The organism is Luteitalea sp. (genome assembly GCF_022842525.1).
Lineage (GTDB): Bacteria > Acidobacteriota > Vicinamibacteria > Vicinamibacterales > Vicinamibacteraceae > Luteitalea.
Window position 1 is genome coordinate 26314 of record NZ_JALHPM010000032.1, and the last position, 20671, is coordinate 46984.

General features: G+C 69.0%; 20 protein-coding genes, 1 tRNA gene and 2 pseudogenes. 19 read left to right on the forward strand and 4 right to left on the reverse strand.

The window, feature by feature from the left end; genetic code table 11:
* The first annotated feature begins 17 nt into the window (after positions 1 to 17).
* The 6 genes from Q0C41_RS08990 to Q0C41_RS09015 all read left to right on the forward strand — a co-directional run bounded on the left by Q0C41_RS08990 (position 18) and on the right by Q0C41_RS09015 (position 6753).
* Positions 18 to 3203, forward strand: a complete 3186-nt coding sequence (locus tag Q0C41_RS08990) for a hypothetical protein (RefSeq protein WP_291982995.1) — start codon at positions 18 to 20, stop codon at positions 3201 to 3203.
* Between the two features lie 3 nt (positions 3204 to 3206).
* Positions 3207 to 3476, forward strand: coding sequence for an acylphosphatase (locus Q0C41_RS08995; RefSeq protein WP_291982997.1), 270 nt, complete (start codon positions 3207 to 3209; stop codon positions 3474 to 3476).
* Positions 3477 to 3533: 57 nt separating this feature from the next.
* Positions 3534 to 4061 carry an adenine phosphoribosyltransferase gene (locus tag Q0C41_RS09000; protein WP_291982999.1) on the forward strand — a complete coding sequence of 176 codons (528 nt, stop codon included), beginning with the start codon at positions 3534 to 3536 and terminating at the stop codon, positions 4059 to 4061.
* A 90-nt stretch (positions 4062 to 4151) separates the two neighbouring features.
* Positions 4152 to 4228: transfer RNA gene (locus Q0C41_RS09005), tRNA-Arg, on the forward strand.
* A 37-nt stretch (positions 4229 to 4265) separates the two neighbouring features.
* Entirely contained in the window at positions 4266 to 5018 is a 753-nt protein-coding gene (locus Q0C41_RS09010) for a tetratricopeptide repeat protein (RefSeq protein ID WP_291983001.1), read from the forward strand.
* Between the two features lie 4 nt (positions 5019 to 5022).
* Entirely contained in the window at positions 5023 to 6753 is a 1731-nt protein-coding gene (locus Q0C41_RS09015) for a response regulator (RefSeq protein ID WP_291983003.1), read from the forward strand.
* Here the strand turns inward: Q0C41_RS09015 and Q0C41_RS09020 are convergent.
* The 3 genes from Q0C41_RS09020 to Q0C41_RS09030 form a co-directional block, all read right to left on the reverse strand.
* The gene (locus Q0C41_RS09020) at positions 6725 to 7588 is read right to left on the reverse strand and encodes an HDOD domain-containing protein (protein ID WP_291983005.1); all 864 of its coding nucleotides are present in this window, start codon (positions 7586 to 7588) and stop codon (positions 6725 to 6727) included. The genes Q0C41_RS09015 and Q0C41_RS09020 overlap by 29 nt on opposite strands.
* Complete coding sequence (locus tag Q0C41_RS09025) at positions 7585 to 8055, reverse strand: chemotaxis protein CheX (protein ID WP_291983007.1); 471 nt, start codon at positions 8053 to 8055, stop codon at positions 7585 to 7587. The genes Q0C41_RS09020 and Q0C41_RS09025 overlap by 4 nt, the downstream gene beginning before the upstream one ends.
* A gap of 68 nt (positions 8056 to 8123) precedes the next feature.
* Positions 8124 to 8489 carry a response regulator gene (locus tag Q0C41_RS09030; RefSeq protein ID WP_291983009.1) on the reverse strand — a complete coding sequence of 122 codons (366 nt, stop codon included), beginning with the start codon at positions 8487 to 8489 and terminating at the stop codon, positions 8124 to 8126.
* Between the two features lie 120 nt (positions 8490 to 8609).
* Here Q0C41_RS09030 and Q0C41_RS09035 point away from each other — a divergent pair, with 120 nt between their 5' ends.
* A complete protein-coding gene (locus Q0C41_RS09035) occupies positions 8610 to 9350 on the forward strand; it encodes an ATP-binding protein (RefSeq protein WP_291983012.1) in 741 nt (246 codons plus the stop codon).
* 90 nt (positions 9351 to 9440) lie between these two features.
* Here the strand turns inward: Q0C41_RS09035 and Q0C41_RS09040 are convergent, their stop codons facing one another.
* The gene (locus Q0C41_RS09040; RefSeq protein ID WP_291983013.1) at positions 9441 to 10856 is read right to left on the reverse strand and encodes a sigma-54 dependent transcriptional regulator; all 1416 of its coding nucleotides are present in this window, start codon (positions 10854 to 10856) and stop codon (positions 9441 to 9443) included.
* A gap of 245 nt (positions 10857 to 11101) precedes the next feature.
* On the opposite strand from Q0C41_RS09040, the gene Q0C41_RS09045 reads away from it, so the two are divergent.
* From Q0C41_RS09045 to Q0C41_RS09100, 12 genes and pseudogenes are all read left to right on the forward strand, one after another.
* Positions 11102 to 11629, forward strand: a complete 528-nt coding sequence (locus tag Q0C41_RS09045) for a response regulator (protein ID WP_291983014.1) — start codon at positions 11102 to 11104, stop codon at positions 11627 to 11629.
* Between the two features lie 202 nt (positions 11630 to 11831).
* Positions 11832 to 12239, forward strand: coding sequence for a flagellar basal body rod protein FlgB (gene flgB / locus Q0C41_RS09050; RefSeq protein ID WP_291983016.1), 408 nt, complete (start codon positions 11832 to 11834; stop codon positions 12237 to 12239).
* A 9-nt stretch (positions 12240 to 12248) separates the two neighbouring features.
* Positions 12249 to 12680 carry a flagellar basal body rod protein FlgC gene (flgC, locus tag Q0C41_RS09055; protein WP_291983017.1) on the forward strand — a complete coding sequence of 144 codons (432 nt, stop codon included), beginning with the start codon at positions 12249 to 12251 and terminating at the stop codon, positions 12678 to 12680.
* A gap of 2 nt (positions 12681 to 12682) precedes the next feature.
* Positions 12683 to 12991 (forward strand): flagellar hook-basal body complex protein FliE, encoded by a 309-nt coding sequence (fliE, locus tag Q0C41_RS09060; RefSeq protein WP_291983019.1) that lies wholly within the window; start codon positions 12683 to 12685, stop codon positions 12989 to 12991.
* A gap of 37 nt (positions 12992 to 13028) precedes the next feature.
* Positions 13029 to 14702: a flagellar basal-body MS-ring/collar protein FliF gene (gene fliF / locus Q0C41_RS09065; protein WP_291983021.1), complete on the forward strand. Its 1674-nt coding sequence runs from the start codon at positions 13029 to 13031 to the stop codon at positions 14700 to 14702.
* A 3-nt stretch (positions 14703 to 14705) separates the two neighbouring features.
* Positions 14706 to 15734, forward strand: a complete 1029-nt coding sequence (gene fliG / locus Q0C41_RS09070; protein ID WP_291983023.1) for a flagellar motor switch protein FliG — start codon at positions 14706 to 14708, stop codon at positions 15732 to 15734.
* On the forward strand, positions 15724 to 16479 hold the full coding sequence (locus Q0C41_RS09075) for a FliH/SctL family protein (RefSeq protein WP_291983025.1): 756 nt from the start codon (positions 15724 to 15726) through the stop codon (positions 16477 to 16479). The genes fliG and Q0C41_RS09075 overlap by 11 nt, the downstream gene beginning before the upstream one ends.
* Positions 16479 to 17807: a FliI/YscN family ATPase gene (locus tag Q0C41_RS09080; protein WP_291983026.1), complete on the forward strand. Its 1329-nt coding sequence runs from the start codon at positions 16479 to 16481 to the stop codon at positions 17805 to 17807. The genes Q0C41_RS09075 and Q0C41_RS09080 overlap by 1 nt, the downstream gene beginning before the upstream one ends.
* A gap of 82 nt (positions 17808 to 17889) precedes the next feature.
* On the forward strand, positions 17890 to 18345 hold the full coding sequence (locus Q0C41_RS09085) for a flagellar export protein FliJ (protein WP_291983027.1): 456 nt from the start codon (positions 17890 to 17892) through the stop codon (positions 18343 to 18345).
* Positions 18342 to 18557 (forward strand): annotated as a pseudogene (locus Q0C41_RS31375) (flagellar hook capping FlgD N-terminal domain-containing protein); the annotation flags it as partial. The gene Q0C41_RS09085 and the pseudogene Q0C41_RS31375, both read left to right, overlap by 4 nt.
* Before the next feature lie 190 nt (positions 18558 to 18747).
* Positions 18748 to 20007: a flagellar hook protein FlgE gene (locus Q0C41_RS09095; protein ID WP_291983030.1), complete on the forward strand. Its 1260-nt coding sequence runs from the start codon at positions 18748 to 18750 to the stop codon at positions 20005 to 20007.
* Between the two features lie 339 nt (positions 20008 to 20346).
* Positions 20347 to 20671, forward strand: a pseudogene (locus Q0C41_RS09100) (hypothetical protein); the annotation flags it as partial.

Genomic DNA, 20671 nt, shown 5'->3' on the forward strand with positions numbered 1-20671 from the left:
TGTGCGAGGAGATCAGCATGAGGCGGGGAGTACCCAGCGGACGCGTGGCAGCGATGGTGGTCCTGGCGCTCGGGCTCGGGGCCCAGGCGATGACGCAGGCGCAGCCGGCAGCGGCGCCGGCGGGTGGTGACCTGTCGGTGTTGTCCACGCTCAAGTGGCGCAACGTCGGGCCGGCGCGCGGCGGGCGCTCGATCGCGGTGGCCGGCAGCGTCGCCCGGCCGCTCGAGTACTTCTTCGGCGCGACTGGCGGTGGCCTCTGGAAGACCACCGATGGCGGTCTGACGTGGGCGGCGGTGGGGGACGGGCAGTTCAAGACCTCCTCGGTCGGGGCCGTGGCCGTGGCGCCGTCCAACCCCGACGTGGTGTACGTCGGCTTCGGTGAAGTGCAACTGCGCGGCAATGTCATCCAGGGCGACGGGGTCTACAAGTCCACCGACGGTGGCAAGACGTTCGCCGCGGTGGGGCTGGCGGCCACGCGGACCATCGGGCGCATCCGCGTCCATCCGGCCAACCCGGACATCGTCTGGGTCGCGGCGCTTGGCGAGCCCTACGCGAAGACGCCCGACCGCGGCGTGTACAAATCGACCGACGGCGGGAAGACCTGGACGCGCGTGCTGTCACGTGACGACGGCACCGGCGCCGTGGACCTCGTGGTCGACCCGACCAACCCGGAGCTGCTGTACGCATCGCTCTGGGAGGTGTCGCGGACGCCGCACTCCCTCTCGAGTGGTGGCCCCGGCAGCGGGCTGTTCAAGTCGTTCGACGGTGGCACCACCTGGACCGAGATCACGCGTCGTCCCGGCCTGCCGACCGGCCTGCTCGGCAAGATTGGCGTGTCGGTGTCGGGTGCCGACGGCAATCGCGTGTACGCCATCATCGAGGCGGCCGATGGCGGGCTGTTCGCGTCCGACGATGGGGGACTGACGTGGACGCGGGTGAGCGAGGATCGCAACATCCGGCAGCGGGCGTTCTACTACACGCGCGTCTATGCCGACCCGAAGGCCCGCGACACGGTGTACGTGCTGAACGTGAACTTCCACAAGTCCACGGACGGGGGCAAGACGTTCACGTCGATTCGTGTGCCGCACGGCGACAATCACGATCTCTGGATCGCGGCCGACAATCCGCAGCGCATGGTGCAGGCCAACGACGGCGGCGCCAACGTGTCGATCAACGGCGGGACGTCGTGGACGGGGCAGCAGTATCCGACGTCGCAGTTCTACAACGCCTTCACGACCAGCGACACGCCGTACATGATCTGCGGGGCGCAGCAGGACAACACCACGGCCTGCATCTCGAGCAACGGCCCGGCCAGTGACTTCTACCCGGTGGGGGGCGGCGAAAGCGGCTACATCGCGCAGTCCAATGTCGACCCCGACGTGTTCTTCGCCGGCAGCTACGGCGGCATGCTGACCCGCTTCAATCGCCGCACGAAGGTCTCGCGCGCCGTCAACATCTGGCCCGACAACCCGATGGGGTACTCCGCCGGGGACATCCGCGAGCGCTTCCAGTGGACGTATCCCATCGTCTTCTCGCCGCTCGAGAAGGGGGTCGTGTACGCCAGTTCGCAGCACGTCTGGCGCAGCACCACCGGCGGTGACCGCTGGGAGCGCATCAGCCCCGACCTGACCCGCCACGATCCGGCCACGCTCGGTCCCTCCGGTGGTCCCATCACGCTCGATCAGACAGGCGTCGAGACCTATGCGACCGTCTTCACGGTGGCGCCGTCGCGGCTCGAGCGCGGCGTGATCTGGGCCGGAAGCGACGATGGGCTCGTGCATGTGACCCGCGACGCCGGGAAGACGTGGAAGAACATCACGCCGACGGGCCTGCCCGCGTTCGCACGGGTCAGCCTGATCGAGGCGTCGCCGCACAAGGCGGGGACGGCGTATCTCGCCGCCAACCGCTATCAGAAGGCCGACCGCGCGCCCTACGTGTTTCGCACCGACGACTACGGGGCGACCTGGACGCCGATTGTCGGCGGGCTGCCGGGCGATGATTTCGCTCGCGTCATCCGCGAGGACACCGTCCGCGCCGGTGTGCTGTATCTGGGCACCGAGCAGGGGCTCTACATCTCCTACGACAACGGCGGCGCCTGGCAGTCCTTGCGCCTGAACCTGCCGGTCACGCCGATTCACGGGATCGTGGTGCAGGGCAACGACCTGGTGGTGGGGACGCACGGCCGCGCCTTCTGGGTGCTGGACGACATCGCCGCGCTCCGGCAGTTCGCGCCCGACCTGGCGAGCCGTCCGCTGCACGTGTTCGCGCCGGGCGTGGCGACCCGCCGCCTCGAGATGACGTTGCCCATCGACTATCTCCTGCAGGCCGAGGCCAAGGCCGTGACCATCGAGATCCTCGATGCGCAGGGGCAGGTTGTGCGCACGGTCAGGAACGAGGCCGATCGCAAGCCGGCCGCCGGCGCTGGCGACGATGAGGAGGGCTTTGGGCCGCCCCCGGCCCGCGTCACCACGAAGAAGGGCATGAACCGCTTCGCGTGGGACATGCGCATGCAGGCGGCACGCGACTTCCCGGGGCTCATCATGTGGGCGGGGCGGGTCGCGGGGCCGATCGTGGTGCCTGGTCGCTATCAGGCCCGCGTGACGGCCGACGGGCAGACGCAGACGGTCCCGATCGAGATCAGGGCCGATCCGCGCAGCCGGGTCCTCGACGCCGACCTGAAGGCGCAGTACGCGCTGGCTCGCCGTATCAATGCGCGCGTCAACGAGGCCAACGAGACGGTGCTGCGCCTGCGTCACATGAAGCAGCAGATCGAGGCGCGCGTGAAGGCGACCGCGGACCTCGCGCCGCAGGGGAGTGCGCTGGTCGCGCAGCTGACCGAGATCGAGGGCGAGATCTACCAGTACCGGAATCGCAGCAGCCAGGACCCGCTCAACTACCCGATTCGGCTGAACAACAAGCTGGCCGCCCTGCAGGGCGTGGTCGAGGCCGGCGACGGCGCGCCGACGGCGCAGAGCGTCGCCGTGTTCGAGGACCTCTCCGCACGGCTCGACGCCCAGCTTCGTCGTGTCGACGCCGCGGTGGGCACGGACGTGGCGGCCTTCAACGCCACGCTCGCCTCGAAGCAGCTCGCCCCCGTCGTCACCACGGTCCCGACCCTCGAGGAGGTGGCCGCGATGGGCACGACGGTGGCCGACCTGGAGGCTGCTGTGGCCAACGAACGCACGGCCGCGCGGTTCTGGTAGCCGATGCTGCGCGCGACGGTGTTCCTGGTCAGTGGCCGCGTGCAGGGCGTGGGGTTCCGCGCCCATGTCGCCGAGGCGGCCCGCGCGGAGGGCCTCGACGGCTGGGTGAAGAACCTGCCCGATGGCCGTGTCCACGTGCATGCCGAAGGGGACGCGGAGGCGGTGCGCCGCTTCGAGTGGCGTGTCTGGCAGGGCCCGCCGATGGCGCGGGTGGATGACGTGGCATCCGAGGATGCGCTGCCGGAGGGCAGGCGCGGCTTCCGGATTGCGTGACGCAGGCAAGGGCGGGCGCGCCGGGCGCGTCCGCCATCGAGGAATCTCCAGGACGACATGACCGCTGAATTGCTCAAGGCCAAGATTCGCCACGTGCCCGACTTTCCCAAGCCGGGCATCCTGTTCTACGACATCACCACCTTGTTGCGTGACCCCGAGGGACTGCGGCTGGCGCTCGACGCGCTGGCCGCGCCGTATGCGGCCGCCGACGTCGATCTGGTCGTCGGCATGGAGAGTCGCGGGTTCATCTTCGGGGCCGCGCTGGCCGATCGTCTGGGGGCCGGGTTCGTGCCGGTGCGCAAGCCGGGCAAGCTGCCGTCGGCCAGCGTGCGGGCGTCCTACGACCTCGAGTACGGCTCGGACGCCCTCGAGATCCACGCCGACGCGATCGTCCCCGGACAGCGCGTGCTGATCGTGGACGACTTGCTGGCCACGGGCGGCACCGCCCAGGCGACGATCGAACTGGTGTCGGGCCTCGGGGCCCGCATCGTGGCCTGCGCCTTCCTCGTCGAGTTGACGTTCCTGCAGGGGCGGGCGAGGCTCGGCACCACGCCGGTGCATGCCGTTCTGCCCTACGACGACTAGCGCAGCCTTGCTCAGGCACGGTAGGGCAGTGCATCATGGCGGATGGTCCGGAGGTCGGACGTCCCCCGTGGGGCCGAACAACGGACGTGTGAGCGTGTAGCTCAGATGGATAGAGCGGCCGCCTCCTAAGCGGCAGGTCCCCGGTTCGACTCCGGGCACGCTCACCATCGGCCCCCGCGGGAAAGCCGCCGGCCGGATGACACCATGAACAAAGCCGAACGCGAACAACTCAAGCACAACGAGGCGGCCGACGCCCTCGTCGCCGCCAATTCCTATCTGTCCCAGCACGGGCGCACCATCGCCCTCACCGCGGTCGCGGTGCTGCTGCTGGTGGCCAGCGTCTTCGGCTACCGGGCCTTCAAGGCGCGGACCGAAGAGCGCGCCCAGGCGCAACTGGCGGAGGCGGTCGAGATTCTCAATGCGCCCCTGACGCCGGCGCCGGCGCCCGGGGCTGCCCCGACACCGGCGGCCGCGGGCACCTACGCGACCGAGGCCGCGCGGGCCGAGGCGGCGCTCACGCAGTTGCTGACCACGGCGGAGGCCTTTGGCGGCACCGATGGCGGCATGCGGGCGCGCTACTACGCGGCGTCTCTCTACGCGGAGACCAACCGTCCGAAGGAAGCCGCCGACGCCTATGCTGCCGTGCGCGACCAGGCCGGCGCCTCGACCCTGCTCGGGCGCATGGCGTCCCTCGGCCTCGCCAGCATGCAGGTGCGCCAGAAGCAGTTCGATCCGGCCATCAAGTCGCTGCAGGACCTGTCGCAGCGCCGCGACGGCCCGCTGCCGCTGGACGCGGTGCTCGTGCAACTGGCCGACGCCTACCAGCAGGCCGGCCGGTCGGCCGAGGCCTCGCAGGCGCTGCAGCGCGTCATCGACGAGTTCCCGCAGAGCCCCTACGCCGCCGACGCACGCCAGCGCGTCGAAGCCCTCCAGGCGTCCGTCGCGAAGGCGTCCTGAGCCCGTGAATCCCGCGCGCGCGCTCCAGACGGTGGCCGACCTCGGGGCGCGCGCCCTGTCGTCCACCCCGGTGGGCGACCTGCTCGACGCGGGCATGCGCCTGGCGCGTGAGGTCACCCAGAGCGATCACGCCGTCTTCTTCGAGCGGTCGCCCGGAGGAGACGCGTTGCTGATGCGCGCCGGCATCGGCTGGCGCCCCGGCATCGTCGGCCGCGTCTCTCTGAGCACCGGCCAGGGCTCGTTCGGACGCTACATCCTGCAGCAGCCCACCCGTATCGTCGATGCGCTGCCATCGCACCCCGAGTTCGGGCTGCCGGCGGTGCTGCGCGAACACAACGTCGAGTCGATGGCGTGCGTGCGCCTGGACGGGATCGGCCATCCGCTCGGCGTGGTGGCCGTCTTCAACGTCAACGACGGGTTGCCCAGCACCGAGCATCTGACGTTCCTCGAGGCGCTCGGCAACATCCTCGCGACGGCCATCCTCCGCCAGGTCACCGAGGAAGGGCTGCTCCAGAGCCAGATCCGCCTGCAGAGCGTGCAGAAGATGGAGGCGATCGGGCGCCTCGCCGGCGGCATCGCCCACGACTTCAACAACCTGGTGCAGGCGATCGGCGGCTACACGGAGATCCTCCTGCGCCAGTTGCGCGAGGATGACCCGCTGCGGCGCAACGCCGAGGAGATCAAGAAGGCCGGCGATCGCGCGGCGGCGCTGACGCGCCAGTTGCTCGCCTTCAGCCGTCAGCAGGTGCTGCAGCCCTCGCTGCTCGACGTCAACCACATCGTCCACCACGTCGAGCAGTTGCTGGCCCGCCTGATTGGCGAGGACGTCGAGCTCCGGACCTATCTGTCCGACGACCTCTGGCCGGTGAAGGCGGACGCGGCGCAGCTCGAACAGGTGCTGATGAATCTCGCCGTCAACGCCCGAGACGCCATGAAGGATGGCGGGTTGTTGACCATCGAGACGGCCAACGTGGAACTGACCCGCTCGGTGGACGGCGAGCCGTTCGTGGTGGTGGCCGGTCCCTACGTGTTGCTGGCGGTGACCGATACCGGCACCGGCATGAATGCCGAGACCAAGGCGCGTGCCTTCGAGCCGTTCTTCACGACCAAGCCGCCGGGCCAGGGCACCGGCCTCGGGCTGTCGATGGTCTACGGCATCGTCAAGCAGAGCGGCGGCTACATCTGGGTGGACAGCGAACTCGGGGCGGGGACGCGCATCCGCATCTACCTGCCGCGCGCCGACGAGATGCTGCTGCCGCTGGAGTTGCCGGCCGAGGTCGAGGTCACGCCGTCGGCCGCCGCCGCGCTCGCCGAGGCGGCGGAGCGGCACGCGCCGTCGTCCTGCTCACTGCTGCTGGTCGAGGACGAAGACGGGGTCCGCGAACTGATTCACGAGTGGCTGTCGGCCCACGACTACGTCGTCCACGCGGCCGAGGATGGGCAGCACGCCCTGCAGGTCGCCGAGGGTATCGAGCAGCTCGACCTGCTCATCGCCGACGTCGTCATGCCGACGATGGGGGGGCCGGCGCTGGCCAAGCGCCTGCTGCAGGCCCGCCCGGACCTGAAGGTGATCTTCGTCTCCGGCTACGCCGACGAAGCCATCGGCGACCGTCGGATGCTGGAAGATGGGGCGAGTTTCCTGCAGAAGCCGTTCACCCTCGAGGAACTGCTCAAGAAGGTCCGGGCCGTGCTCGACGATCGCCGGCCTAGCCGAGCGCCTGGCGGGCCGCATTGAAGAGGCCCGGGGCCCGCACGTCCGCGTGGGCAATCCACGCCGCGTCGAGGTCCAGGTAGGGAAAGACGGCGTCCTCGAGGACGGCGTCGCCTTCCGGCTGGCAGCCGAAGCCGTAGCGGTGACTGAGCAGGTTGGCGGCGTAGCAGATGGCGGCGGCCTGCGGATCGGCGGCGTCCTCGAAGGCATGGTGGTGCTGCACCACGTCACGCACTTCATCGGGCACGTTCCAGAAGCCGAGGGCCAGGGCGCCGCACACCGCGTGGTACTGCACGATGGCGGCGTGCAGTTCATCGGAGCGGATCACCGCGTCGTGCTTCTTCTGGTACTGGTGTGCCGTCTTCATGATCACCAGCTTGCCCAGGTCGTGGAGCAGACCGCAGAGGAAGCTCTCGTCGACGTCCCCACGCGTCTTGTCGGCGACCAGGTGCGCGACGTAGGCGGTGCCGATGGCATGTTCCATGAAGCGGAACCCCTCCTGGCCATAGACCTCGGGCGCCTTGAACTGCGACTGCATGGACACGGTCACCACGACGTTGCGTACGGTGCGGGTGCCGAGCCGCACGACCGCATCGGACACCGAGCGGAGGGGGCTCATGGCGCCATAGAGCGCGGAGTTGGCCATGCCCAGCACGCGGGTGGCGAGGATGGGATCCTTGCTGACGACCGACGCCAGCGTCGAGATCGTCACATCGGGGTCGCCGACGAGGTGAAGGACCCGCTGCGCCTGGTCGGGCAGCATCGGGATCGACAGGTCGTCGGGGCGCAGCCATGGATGGTCGGAGTTGCGCAGCGCGAGCGCGGCGCTCGCCGCATCGGACCCGGCAGGCGTGCTCATGCCCGTCGCACCCGGGTGGTGATCACCAGCTCGACGAAGATCTCGTGCTCACCCATGCGGAACGGCAGCATCGTGCGCCGGCCATCGGTCAGTGGCGTCATGTAGAAGTCGGAGCCCATCGTGACGGTCGGAATCGAGATGGCCCAGGCATCGCCGTCGGTGGCCATGCGGGTGCGGAACGACCCGGCGATCATGTTCGTGATCTCGCCGATGGCGTCGGCCACTTCGGGCTTGGACGGATCGGCGTCCGCGTCCATGCCGAGCAGGGCCCGGGTGATGCTGCCGGCCCCGGCGAACGTGGCGTAGAACACGACGAGACCGGAGCGCGAGCCGCCGAAGCCGATCTGGCCGACGACGTTGCTCTGCGGGCGAAGGGCATCACCGTCGATCGGCGTGCCTTCGGCCAGGGACGTGCCCACCATGGTGCCGAACACATCGCGTGTGCACGCACGGAGGGTCTCAATCATCGGCTGAGTCGACTGAGGGTCGACCGCAGTGGCCGGGGATGCCATGGTCCGCTCCAGTGGCGACAGCCTCAGTGGGCCATCACCGCATCGATCTTTTCCTTGATGGTGTCGGGCGTGAAGGGCTTCACCACGTAGTTGTTGACCCCGGCCCGCAGCGCCTCGACGATGTCGTCCTTGGCGGCGTTGGTGGTCACCATCAGCACGGGCAGTGACTGCTTGCCTTCCATCCCCCGCAGCGCGCGGATGAACTCGATGCCGTTCATCTCGGGCATGTTCCAGTCGGTGATGATGAGGTCGACCGTCCCCTCGCTCACCTTCTCGATGCCCTCACGCCCGTTGCCTGCCTCCACGATCTCCGTGTAGCCGAGTTTCTTGAGCGTGTTGATGATGATGCGGCGCATCGTCGTCGAATCGTCCACCACAAGAAAGCGCATACGCCTCCGGCTTGCTAGACTGGGATGCCGGGCGAACTGCCCGAGCCCTGGTGCCTCAGGGGCCTAATCGGCCCGGATCGTCGCGGGCTTGAGATAGGATGGCCGGCGCAAAGGAGTGACGTGTCCCCTTCCGAACCGATTTCCGTGGCGCCCGAGACCGTCGGCGCCCCCGCCCGAGACCTTGGTGCCGGCGACTACGTGTTCGCCAACCGGCTGATCGCCCTCGAACTCGTGCTCCCCAACGTCACCCACGAGATCAACAACGCCTTGCAGGTGATCGGGGGGCTCGGCGAGATCATCGCGACCAAGCCCGGGATCTCGGACGACGTCGCCCAGAAACTCCAGCGGATTCACGGGCAGGCCGTGCGGTGCTCGGGGCTGCTGCGGGAACTGCTCAACTACGCGCGCCGTGACGAGGCCTCGCCGACGACCGACGTCCCGCGCAGCATCGAACGCGCCCTGAATCTGCGCCGGTACCATCTGGCGCGGGCGCGCGTGACGGTCCACGTCGAGCCGACGGCCGAGGGGACGAGTGCCGCGCGGATGGACTCGCAGCACTTCGAGCAGATGCTGGTGAACCTGGTGCTGAACGCCGAGCAGGCCATGGCCGGGCGGCCCGACCCGGTGATCCGCATCGGGTATGGTCGGGAAGGCGACACCATGGTCCTGACCGTGTCCGACACGGGGCCGGGCATCGACCTGGCGCGCGAGGAGGAGTACTTCCGGCCCTACATGACGACCCGCGACGGCGGCATCGGGCTCGGCCTGACCGCGGCCCGCGCGCTTGCCCAGTTCAACGGCGGGTCCCTGCGCTTCGTCGGGCCGTCGGACGTCGAGGTCCGCGTGCCCGCCCGCCCCTGATCCCGGGCTGACACCAGACATGCAGAAGGGGGTGAGTGGCCGGCCGGCCGCTCACCCCCTGTGTCGTTCTGCCCGCGGGGCGCCGGGCGTCTAGGCCGTGGCGCTGATGTCGTCGGGGGGACTGGCCACGTTCAGACGATTCAGCTTGTCGATCAGGGTCGTCCGGCTCAGCTGCAGGAGGCGCGCCGCCTGCCGCTTGTTGCCGCCGGTCTTCTCGAGGCAGCGCACGATGAGCTCGCGCTCGAGCTGCGAGACCACCTGGGTGAAGTTGATCCCCTCGTCGGGAATGGCCACGGTCGGCAGGAGCAGCGACGAGGCTGGGGCGCAGATGTCCTCGGGCAGGGCGCGCGCCTGAATCTCGGTGTCCTGGCCCGTCATGGCCACCGCATGCTCGACCGCGTTCTCCAACTGCCGGATGTTGCCCGGCCAGCTGTAGTTCATCAGGGCCCGCATCGCGTCCTGCGTCAGCGTGCGTGACGGCAAGTTGTTGTTGCGGCAGGACTTCTGGACGAAGTGGCGAGCCAGCAGGGGGATGTCTTCCTTGCGGTCGCGCAGCGGCGGCAAGGTGATCGGGATGACGTGGAGCCGGTAGTACAGGTCTTCGCGGAAGGTCCCGTCCTTGACCATCTTCTTCAGGTCCAGGTTGGTCGCCGCGACGATGCGGGCGTCGAACTTGATCGACTTGCTCTCGCCGACCCGTTCGATCTCCTTCTCCTGCAGGGCCCGCAGCAGCTTGGCCTGCATCGGCATGCTCATCAACGCCACTTCGTCGATGAACAGCGTGCCTCGGTGCGCCAGTTCGAACCGGCCCACCCGGGCCTGGACGGCGCCCGTGAACGCGCCCTTCGAATGACCGAACAACTCGGCCTCGGCCAGCGGCTCCGGAATGGCTGCGGCGTTGAAGGCCACGAATCGCTGGTCGGCCCGCGGGCTGTTGTGGTGCAGCGTCCGCGCGATGAGTTCCTTGCCCGTGCCCGTCTCGCCCTGAATCAGCACGGTGCTGTTCATCGGCGCCACCAGTTCGAGCGTAGAGAAGACGTGCCGCATCGGCGCGCTGTGGCCGATCACGCTGTCGAAGCGGTACCGGTCGCGCAACTGGGCGCGCAGGTCGGCGTTCTCCTCCCGCAGGCGCCGCTGCTCGAGCGACGTCGTCAGGATGCGCGCCAGCTGCGAGAGCTGGAAGGGCTTGATGAGGAAGTCGATGGCGCCCCGGCGCATCGCGGAGACCGCCTCGGCCACGCCCCCGAACCCCGTGACCATGACGGCCAGGATGTCGGGATAGCGTCCGACCGCGGCGTCCAGGACATCGAGCCCGTCGGCGTCGGGCAACCGGAGGTCGATGACGATGGCGTCGTAGGCAAAGCCCTTGAGCCGATCGAAGGCATCCGCGCCGTCGGCGCTCTGGGCGACGACGAAGCCCTGTTCGGTGAGGGACTCGGCGATGGTCTGACGAAGTTCGGCCTCGTCCTCGACCACAAGGACCGAAGGCTGTGGACGAGCGGTCACGGGCACCTCCGCACAGGACACGACGGGACCGGGGACGAAGGACGAACGACCGACAACGCGTCGACCCGGCGAGAGGCCCAGTATTGGGCTGAACTGTGTCGCATGTCAAACGAGATTGTCGGTCGGCCGACAGTGGGACTTTACAGGCTGAGCAAAGATAGTCGGTAGAACGTCAGTCGGACGGATGGCACGAGCTTTGGCCGCCGATCGGGCGGTTCGGATAGGATGCACGGCGAGGAGCGCGCGTGACACAGGGCCAGGAACGGCAGTCGGTGCTGATCGTCGAGGACGAGGCGGACATCCGGGAGTTGCTCTCGGAGTACTTCCGCGCGCGCACCTTCGATGTGGTCGGGGCAGCGGACGGCCGTGCGGCGCTGCTGGCCATCGAGCGCGATCCCGACCGCTTCTCGCTGGTCATCACCGATCTGCACCTGCCAGGGGTCGACGGGCTGGCGGTGTTGCGGGCGGCCCGGGCGGCCAATCCCTCCGCGTATGTGGTGATCGTCACCGGCTTCGCCTCGCTCGACACGGCCATCCAGGCGGTGCGACTCGGGGCGTACGACTACCTGACCAAACCGTTCTCTCTGGGCCAGATCGACGTGGTACTGCAGCGGATCCACGACATCCAGGTCCTGCACGCCGAGAACAAGCGGTTGACGCGCCAGGTCTCGCAGAAGGACGCGGTGGACCTGCGCCAGGCGCTGTTGATGCGTCTGGACGGCATCGAAACCCGACTGACCCGGATCGAAGCCGCGCTGCGCGCCAGGAACTGACCGGCAGGCCGAAGAGCCGGTCGGATTGTCGGTTCTCCGACGCACGTTCCGGCCTCCCGTCAGGGCCGGCGTCGTCCGGTTCCAGAAATCTTCAGCAAAGTCGTGGGGGTGGCGGAATGGCGTCCTTCTTGCTCAAGAGCAGGGCGGGACGCCTCCGGACCGGTAATCGGCTTCGGGCGGCGGACCTTGAACCGGACCGACCATGCCTCTCTCCCCGATCACCTCGGACGCGCAGATGATGAGCGCGCTCCGCCAGACGCTCAGCCGTGCCGCGGCCAAGCAGGTCGTCTCGGCGAGCAACCTCGCGAACCTGAGCACGCCCGGGTACAAGGCGCAGGAAGTCGACTTCGACACCACCCTCGACCAGCAGGGGGGTGGCGGCCGCCTCGCCGTGACCAACAGCCGGCACATCGGTGGGGGGGACCAGTCCGTCGGGGAGTACCAGACCCGCACCTCCGAGGACGTGGCGGGCCGCCGGGACGGCAACACGGTGCAGGTGGACCGCGAACTCCTCAACATGACGCGGGCGGCCGGCGAGTTCGCCCGCGCCCAGACCGCCCTGGCGGCGAAGTTCCGGCTCGTCCGGTACGCCATCAACGAGTCCCGGTAAGGCAGGCGCATGTCGACCCTCAATACCGCCGTCACTGCCGCCGCGAGCGCCCTCGCCGCCGAACGCACCCGCATCGAGGTCGCCGTCTCGAACCTGGCCAACGCCGAGTCGACGCGCAGCAACGGCGGCACGCTGTACCGCCGCCGCGACGTCGTGCTGGCCGCCGACACGGTGCAGAGCTTCGACGGTGCCCTCGGCAAGGCGACGGCCACCGGCGTCAGGGTGGCCGCGATTGTCGAGGACACCACGCCCGCCCAGCGCCGGTTCGACCCTTCGCATCCGGACGCCGACGCGGAGGGCTTCGTGGAGATGCCCAACATCACGCCGGCCATGGAGATGGTGGACATGGTCGGCGCCTCGCGGGCCTACCAGGCCAACCTCACGGCCATCAACCTCATTCGCGACCTGGTCTCCAGGGCGCTCGAACTCGGAAGGTCCTGACCATGGCCCTCGACGCCATCAGCGCCAAAGTCATCACCGGCGTGGGTACCACCACGCTGCCCACGACCTCGTCGTCCCTCGAGGGCGATGGCGGCGAGAGCTTCGGCGCGTCGCTGTCGCGCCTGGTCGGCACGGTGGAGGAGAGCCACAACAGCGCCAATACGGCCGTCACTGGCATGCTCAACGGCCAACTCGACGTCCATGACGCGATGATCGCCCTCCAGCGGGCCGATCTCACGCTGCAGTTCGGTGTCCAGGTACGCAACAAGCTGATGAACGCGTACCAGGAAATCATGCGCATGCCGGTCTAGGCGTCACCGCCCCCGCCTTCCAGGATTCGAGCTCTCCGTGGCATTTCTTCCCGTCCAGTGGCAGGCCGTGGTCGACCGCAGCAAGGCCGTGCGCGCCTCGCTCTCGACCGGCCAGCTCGTCTCGCTCGCCGCCGTCTTCGTGGGCGTCCTCGCCATGGTGATCGGCTCCACCTGGTACCTGAATCGCACCGAGTATCGGGTGCTGTTCAGTGAGCTCAACGGCGAGGAAGCCGCCGCGGTCGTCGATCGCCTGAAGGCCGACGACATCGACTACCAGCTGCAGGACAACGGGCGCACGGTCCTGGTGCCCACGGGCAGCACCGACAACCTCCGACTGCAGTTCGCCGGTGAAGGACTGCCCACGAGCGGCCGCATCGGCTTCGAGATCTTCGACAAGGTGGCCTTCGGACAGACCGAGTTCCTCGAGCACGTCAACTACCGTCGCGCCCTCGAAGGCGAACTGGCCCGCACCATCTCCTCCATCTCGGAGGTGCAGGCAGCCCGGGTCCACATCGCCATGCAGAAGGAGTCGCTGTTCGGCGCCCGCGAGCAGCCCGCCAAGGCCTCGGTGACGCTCACCCTCAAGGGGACGCGGGCGCTGGCCCCGCAGGCGGCCGTGTCGATCACCAACCTCGTCGCCGCCAGCGTCGAGGGCCTGCGGCCCGAGCAGGTCGTCATCATCGACAGCAACGGCCGGTCGCTCGCCCGCGGCGCGATGGGGCAGGACGACGGGGCGATGGCCTCCGTGGACGTCGAACGTCAGCAGAAGTACGAGCGCGACATGTCGATGAAGGTCGTCGGCCTCCTCGAGCCGGTCGTCGGCGTCGAGCGCGTGCGCGCCAACGTGACCGTCCAGCTGCACGGCGCCTCGCAGGAGCAGACCACCGAGGCCTACGACCCGAACACGGTGCTGCGCAGCGAGCAGTCCACGACCGAGGCCAACAACGCCGAGGTCCAGGGGGGCGTCGCCGGGGCGCAGGGCAACCTGCCGCCAGCCGTGACACCCGCCGGCACGCCGGTCGCCGCCGATGCCGCCGGCGGCACGCTGTCCACGCGCGGGCTCACGAAGAACACCAAGTTGTCGAATTACGAAGTGAGCAAGACCGTGACCCATACCATCCGACCGCGCGGGGAAGTGGCCAAGGTCTCGGTGGCGGTCCTGGTGGACGACGAGCACGTCAGCACGACCGCACAGGACGGCACCGTCACCACCAAGCGCAAGGCGCGCGACGCCGCGGCCATGCAGAAGCTGCAGAAGCTCGTGGCCGCCTCGCTCGGCATCGATACGGAGCGTGGCGATCAGGTGAGCGTGGAGAACATCGCCTTCGAGGCGCCGCTGGCCGAGCCGGTCGTCAAGCCGACCCTGTGGCAGCGCGTCAGCGACCACAGCAGCGGCGCGGTGCGCGGCGTGGCCGTGGTGCTCATGGTCACCATGGTCCTCCTGCTGTTCGTCCGTCCTGTGGTCGGGCGCTTGCTCGCGGTCCCGTCGCTCGACGGCCATGCGCAGCATGCCACCGTCGGCATGCCGCAGCAGTTGCCGCGGACCATCGAGGAGATCGAAGGGGACATCGAAGCGCAGCTCGACGCCATGCCCCAGGAGGGGGATCGTCGCCAGCCGGTGCTGACGCGCCGCGTCACGACCCTGGCCAACAAGGAACCCGAGAGCGCCGCCAAGCTGGTACGCGGCTGGCTCACCGAGGGGAGAAGCTAGGCCATGTCGACCGCCCTCGCGCCGAAGTTGGAGAACCTCAATGGCGTGCGCAAGGCCGCCATCCTGACGGTGCTTCTCGGCGAGCACGCGTCGGGCGAGCTCTTCAATCACCTGAACGAAGAAGAGATCGAGCTCATCGCTCGCGAGGTGGCGCTGCTCGGCCCGGTGCCGGCGGCGACGGCCACCGAGGTGCTCGAGGAGTTCCACCAGATGTGGAAGGCCGCCGAGTACGTCACCAAGGGCGGCGTCGAGTACGCCTCCAAGCTCCTCGTGAAGTCGCTCGGGCCCGACCTGGCCAAGCGCGTCCTGGACCGCGTCGTCAAGACCTTCGAATCGTCGATGGCCTTCACGGGGCTCGAGAAGGCCGACCCGCAGCAGCTGTCCAAGTTCATCCAGAGCGAGCATCCCCAGACGATTGCCCTCATCCTCGCGCACCTCAAGCCAGGCCCGGCCGCCCAGTTGATGCAGAGCCTGCCCGAGGACCTCCGCGTCGAGGTCGTGACGCGGATGGCCAACCTCGAGGAGATCTCGCCGGAGGTCATCTCGCGCATCTCCTCGGTGATCGAGCAGCGGCTCAAGTCGCTCGGCGCGAGCACCCACGAGTCGTACGGCGGCGTGCGCGCCGTGGCCGAACTGCTGAACCGGATCGACCGCAGCATCAGCCAGCCGGTGCTCGAGGCCATCGAGTCGCAGACGCCAGACCTCGCCGTCTCGATCCGCCACCTGATGTTCGTCTTCGACGACCTGCTCCACGTCGACGACAACGCGCTGCGCGAGATCGTCCAGCGCGCCGACAAGAAGGTCCTGACCGTGGCCCTGAAGGGGACGTCGGAGGACATCCGCAACCGCTTCTTCCAGAACATGTCCAAGCGCGCCGTCGACATGATTCGCGAAGAGATCGAACTGCTCGGCGCCGTGCGTCTGCGCGAGGTCGAGAAGGCCCAGCAGGAGGTCGTCGGCATCGCGCGCAAGCTCGAGGAAGAAGGCCTGCTGCAGACGGGCGCCGCCGCCGGAGAACCGTATGTCACTTAGGACGCGTCGACTCGCGGCCGATGCCGTCGCCGTCGAGCGCTTTGCCTGGAGCCCGACCGAAACCGGGGGCCACATCCAGTCGCTCAACTCGGCGGAGATCTGGGCCCCCTACGACGCGCTGGCCCTCGCGGCGACCGGGGCGAAGGCGAACGGGACACCGGCGCCAGCGGCGTCGATCCCTCCGGAGCCGTTCCAGCCGACCGCCGACCAGCAGGCGCAACTCGCGGCGCTCGAGCGGGACGCCTTCACCAAGGGCTATGCCCAGGGCGAACGCGCCGGACTCGAAGCGGGCGGCAAGCGCGCCGAGGCCATGCTGCGGCGCCTCGCCCAGACGCTCGAAGAACTCTCCGGTCTGCGCGACAACATGGTGCGGCAGACCGAACGCGAGCTCGTCCAGCTCTCGGTGGCCATTGCCCGTCGGGTCCTGCAGCGCGAGATCACCGTCGACCCCGAGCTGACCGCGGCGCTCGCGCACATCGCGCTCGAGCGTCTCGGGGGGGCCTCGCCGGCGACCGTCCGCCTGCACCCTGACGACTACGCCATCGTCATGTCCGGGCAGGTTGCGCCGCTGAACGGGCGGCAGGTCGAGATCCGGGCCGATCCGGCCGTGGCGCGCGGCGGGTGCCTGGTCGAGTCCGAGTTCGGCTTCATCAACGCGTCGGTGGACGCCCAGGTCGACGAGATCGCCCGCGCCGTGCTCGGCGAACCGGTGCCGGTCGCCGTGGCGCGCAGGGGAGTGGCCTGATGGCGGTGCTGGATTTCTCGAGCGGTTTCTCGCTCGGTCGCTATCACGATCAGGTCGCGGCCGCCGATCCGCTGCCGATGGTGGGGCAGGTGGTCCGCACCGTCGGCCTGCTCGTCGAGTCCAAGGGCCCGCGCGTGCGTGTCGGCGAACTCTGCGAGCTCGCCTCGCACGATGGCGCACCGCCGCTCATGCTCGAAGTGGTCGGCTTCCGCGACAACCTCCTGCAGTCCGTGCCCCTCGGGAGCACCTCCGGCATTCGTCCCGGCGACCTCATCGTGTCGCGTGGACGGCCGGCCGCCGTCCCCGTCGGCGATGCCCTGCTCGGGCGGGTGGTCGATGGTCTCTGCCGGCCGCTCGACGACCTCGGTCCGCTGGGCACGAGTGAAGTGGGCGCCCTGCATCCGGAGCCGCTCAATCCCCTTGCCCGCAAGCCCATCGACGTCCCGATGGGCACCGGCGTGCGAGCCATCGACGCCCTCCTGACCCTGGGCCGCGGGCAGCGTGTCGGGTTGTTCGGCGGCAGTGGCGTCGGCAAGAGCACGCTGCTCGGCATGATGGCGCGCGGCACGGCCGCCGATGTCGCGGTCATCGCGCTGGTCGGTGAGCGCGGCCGCGAAGTCCGCAGCTTCCTCGAGCACGACCTCGGTCCCGAGGGACGACGACGCTCGGTGGTGGTCGTCTCCACCTCCGACAACCCGCCCCTCGTCCGTCTGCGCGCGGCCTATGCGGCGACGGCCATGGCCGAGTGGTTCCGTGATCAGGGCAAGAACGTCCTGCTGATGATGGACTCGGTGACGCGCTTCGCCATGGCCCAGCGTGAGGTCGGCCTCGCCGCCGGCGAGCCACCGACGGCCAAGGGCTATCCGCCATCGGTCTTCGGCATGCTGCCCGGTCTGCTCGAACGCGCCGGCAACGTCGAGGGACGCGGCTCGATCACCGCGATCTACACCGTGCTGGTCGAGGGCGACGACACCAACGAGCCGGTCGCCGACAACGTCCGCGCCATCCTCGACGGCCACGTCGTGCTCTCGCGCGCCCTCGGGGCGCGCAATCACTACCCGGCGATCGACGTGCTCTCGAGCGTCAGCCGGACGATGCCCGACGTCACGACCGCGGACCACCGGAGGAAGGCGGGGAAGGTGCGCGACTGGCTGTCGCTCGTGAAGGAGAACGAGGATCTCGTGTCGGTGGGCGCCTATGTCACCGGCTCGAGCTCGCGCATCGACGACGCGCTGGCGCACCGCGAGGCGCTCGATGCCTTTCTGCAGCAGCCGGCCGAGGACCTGGTCGACTACGAGAGTTCCGTGCACGCGCTCGAGGCGCTGTAGACCATGAACCCCCGTCCAGGGATGTCGTGCGAACGACACTTTGCGCAGCCATCCCTGGATCCCCTCACTCGACCCAATCGGCATGGCGCGCTTCCACTTTAGGCTCGAGCCGGTGCTGCACATGCGTCAGCGGGCCGAGGAACAGGCGCAGCAGGCGCTGGCGCGCGCAGAACGGCAGTTGCAGGAGGCCGAGCGCCGGCTCGCGCTCGCCGAGGATCGGCTGCGCGAGGCCTACGGCAGTGCCAACGACGCCGAGCGCGTCGGCTCCGATGTGGTGCAGCTGACGTGGCATCGAAATTGGATTGTGGTGAAGACACGAGATGTCGAGGCCAGTCGCCTCGATGTGCGTGACCGACTCGAGACTCGGGACCTGCGGCTCCATCAGGCGCAGGAGGCGCACAAGCAGCGCCGGGTGCTCGAACGGTTCAAGGAGCGCGCGAGGCTCGTGTTCGATACCGAGCAGGCCCACCGCGAGATGCAGGCGATCGACGAGCTGGCCACGATCAAGGCGGCGCGTCGCTCAGGAGACTTCCAGTGAGCACACCAGTAGTCGGCGCGAACCAGGCCAGCGGCACGGCGGCCACGACCCAGGGGACGACCAGGACCGGGGCCACCCGCGATCTCGGGCAGGACGCCTTCCTGAAGCTGCTGACGACGCAGCTGCAGAACCAGGATCCGACCAAGCCGCAGGACAACGGCGAGTTCATCGCGCAGCTGGCGACGTTTGCCTCGCTCGAGAAACTCACCACGTCGGTGGAGCAGCAGTCGCAGCTGTTCACCAAGCTCGATCAGATCGGCCTCAAGCTCGGTATCCCCGTCACCGACCCGAAGAACGATCCGTCGTACGTGGATCCCGCCGCTGGCGGCGCCGCGGCGGCGAGCCCCTCAACCCCCAGTACCGGCAGCACCGGAACCAGCAGCAGCAACGGAGGCAAGTGACATGGCAGTCGGATCCTTTTCCGCCGGGTTGTCGGGCCTGAACGCCAATGCGACGTACCTGAGCGTCATTGGCAACAACCTCGCCAACATCAACACCATCGGCTACAAGACCAGCGCGGTCAGCTTCGCCGATCTCGTCAGCCAGACCGTCGGCGGCACCAGCATCAACCCGATGCAGGTCGGCCTCGGCGTCCTCACCGGCTCGATCTCGCCCGTGCACAGCCAGGGCGCCATCGAGAACACCCGAGAGGCGACCAATGTCGCCATCCAGGGCCAGGGCTTCTTCATCGTCCGCGGCGAGAGCGGCAACGCCTACACCCGCGCCGGCAACTTCAGCTTCAACGCCGACGGCGAACTGGTCACCACCGATGGCTGGCGCGTCCAGGGCTTCACGGAGACCGATCCGGTGACCGGCGCCGTGATCACGACCGGCGCCATGGCCGACATCATCGTGCCGCCCGGCGTGCTGCGTGAGCCGGTGGCGACGACCAACGTTCGCACCCTGATCAACCTGGACGCCGACGCGCCCGTGACCGGCGCCGTCAACTTCTCGACGCCCATCAAGATCATCGACGCGCTGGGCAGCCCGCACGTCATCACCGTGGACTTCCAGAAGACCGGTCCCGGGGCCTGGACCTACACGGCCAACGTCCCCGCGGCCGACGTCAACGGTGGCGCGGGTGTGTTCCAGCTCGCCACGGGCGTGCTGACGTTCGATGGCACGGGCGCCCTGACCAACCCGGCCGCTGACCTCCAGTTCACGGCCCCGGCCGCCTGGGCCAACGGCGCGGTCGGCACGAACATCGTGTGGGACATCACCCCGCCCCCGGCCGACACGCCGTCGATCACCAGCTTCTCCTCGAAGTCCGAGACCTCGTCGCTCACGCAGAACGGATCGCCCGCCGGGCAGATCAGCAACATCTCGGTCGACTCGGAAGGGCAGATCATCGCGACCTTCGGCGCCGGGCAGACGGTGGCGGTCGGTCAGCTCGGCCTGGCCAACTTCAACAACCCGAAGGGCCTCGTGAAGCTCGGCGCCAACCGGTTCGGCGAAAGCCAGGCGGCCGGCATTCCCAATGTCGGCACGGCCGGCACCGGTGGCCGCGGCACCCTGATCGGGAGCGCCATCGAGCAGTCCAACGTCGACATCGCGCAGGAGTTCACCCAGATGATCCTGGCGCAGCGCGGGTATCAGGCCAACTCGCGCACCATCACGGTGTCCGACGAAGTGCTCGTCGAAACGCTCCAGCTCAAGCGGTAATTCCCGTGAGGACGGGTGATCCCTGGATCACCCGTCTCCCGTCGCCCGGAGCGCTCCATGAGCCTCGTGCCGTTCTCCCCGTCGTCTCCCGTCGCCCCGCCGTCGTCACCGGCCCCCTCGCGCTCGGCCCAGCCGTCCGCGCGCGGTCCGGTCGGGCCAGGCGTCGCTCGCGCTCCGTCGGCGCCGCGAGGCGATCACGCCCCGTCGGCCGGAACAAAGGGCAAGGGCGGCTTCGCCAGCGTGCTCGCCGCCGTCCAGGACCAGGACGACGCGCCCCCAGCTGCACCGGTGGACGGTCGTCCCATGGCCGCGGCATCGGAGCCACAGAATGAGCCGACCGTGGAGATCCAGACGTCCCCCGAGCCGCAGTTGGTGATCGCCCCGCCGCCCGTCGAGGTCCCGTCTGGCGCCCAGACGCAGACGCCCTGGTTGCTGCTGGCCCTTGGCAGCGGCACCAGTTCGTGGCAAGAGACCGGGGATCCGGTCCGCACCGAGTCCGTGGCTGACGCCACGATCGAGTCCGTCCGGCATCTAGTGTCAGGGGAGGCATCGGCCCCTGCGGAGGTCCCCCTCGTGCTGGCCGGCACCCCCGTGGTCGCGCCGGTCCCGGTGGCAGCCCCGCCGGCGGCGCCCCCCGAACTGGCGGCGCCTGCACCGGCGCCTT

Excerpts from the sequence above, each read along its gene's own strand:
- Q0C41_RS08990 (WP_291982995.1), top strand. The coding sequence starts at position 18 with ATGAGGCGGGGAGTACCCAGCGGACGCGTGGCAGCGATGGTGGTCCTG.
- Q0C41_RS08995 (WP_291982997.1), top strand. The coding sequence starts at position 3,207 with ATGCTGCGCGCGACGGTGTTCCTGGTCAGTGGCCGCGTGCAGGGCGTG.
- Q0C41_RS09000 (WP_291982999.1), top strand. The coding sequence starts at position 3,534 with ATGACCGCTGAATTGCTCAAGGCCAAGATTCGCCACGTGCCCGACTTT.
- Q0C41_RS09010 (WP_291983001.1), top strand. The coding sequence starts at position 4,266 with ATGAACAAAGCCGAACGCGAACAACTCAAGCACAACGAGGCGGCCGAC.
- Q0C41_RS09020 (WP_291983005.1), bottom strand. The coding sequence starts at position 7,588 with ATGAGCACGCCTGCCGGGTCCGATGCGGCGAGCGCCGCGCTCGCGCTG.
- Q0C41_RS09025 (WP_291983007.1), bottom strand. The coding sequence starts at position 8,055 with ATGATTGAGACCCTCCGTGCGTGCACACGCGATGTGTTCGGCACCATG.
- Q0C41_RS09030 (WP_291983009.1), bottom strand. The coding sequence starts at position 8,489 with ATGCGCTTTCTTGTGGTGGACGATTCGACGACGATGCGCCGCATCATC.
- flgB (WP_291983016.1), top strand. The coding sequence starts at position 11,832 with ATGCCTCTCTCCCCGATCACCTCGGACGCGCAGATGATGAGCGCGCTC.
- flgC (WP_291983017.1), top strand. The coding sequence starts at position 12,249 with ATGTCGACCCTCAATACCGCCGTCACTGCCGCCGCGAGCGCCCTCGCC.
- fliE (WP_291983019.1), top strand. The coding sequence starts at position 12,683 with ATGGCCCTCGACGCCATCAGCGCCAAAGTCATCACCGGCGTGGGTACC.
- fliG (WP_291983023.1), top strand. The coding sequence starts at position 14,706 with ATGTCGACCGCCCTCGCGCCGAAGTTGGAGAACCTCAATGGCGTGCGC.
- Q0C41_RS09075 (WP_291983025.1), top strand. The coding sequence starts at position 15,724 with ATGTCACTTAGGACGCGTCGACTCGCGGCCGATGCCGTCGCCGTCGAG.
- Q0C41_RS09080 (WP_291983026.1), top strand. The coding sequence starts at position 16,479 with ATGGCGGTGCTGGATTTCTCGAGCGGTTTCTCGCTCGGTCGCTATCAC.
- Q0C41_RS09085 (WP_291983027.1), top strand. The coding sequence starts at position 17,890 with ATGGCGCGCTTCCACTTTAGGCTCGAGCCGGTGCTGCACATGCGTCAG.
- Q0C41_RS09095 (WP_291983030.1), top strand. The coding sequence starts at position 18,748 with ATGGCAGTCGGATCCTTTTCCGCCGGGTTGTCGGGCCTGAACGCCAAT.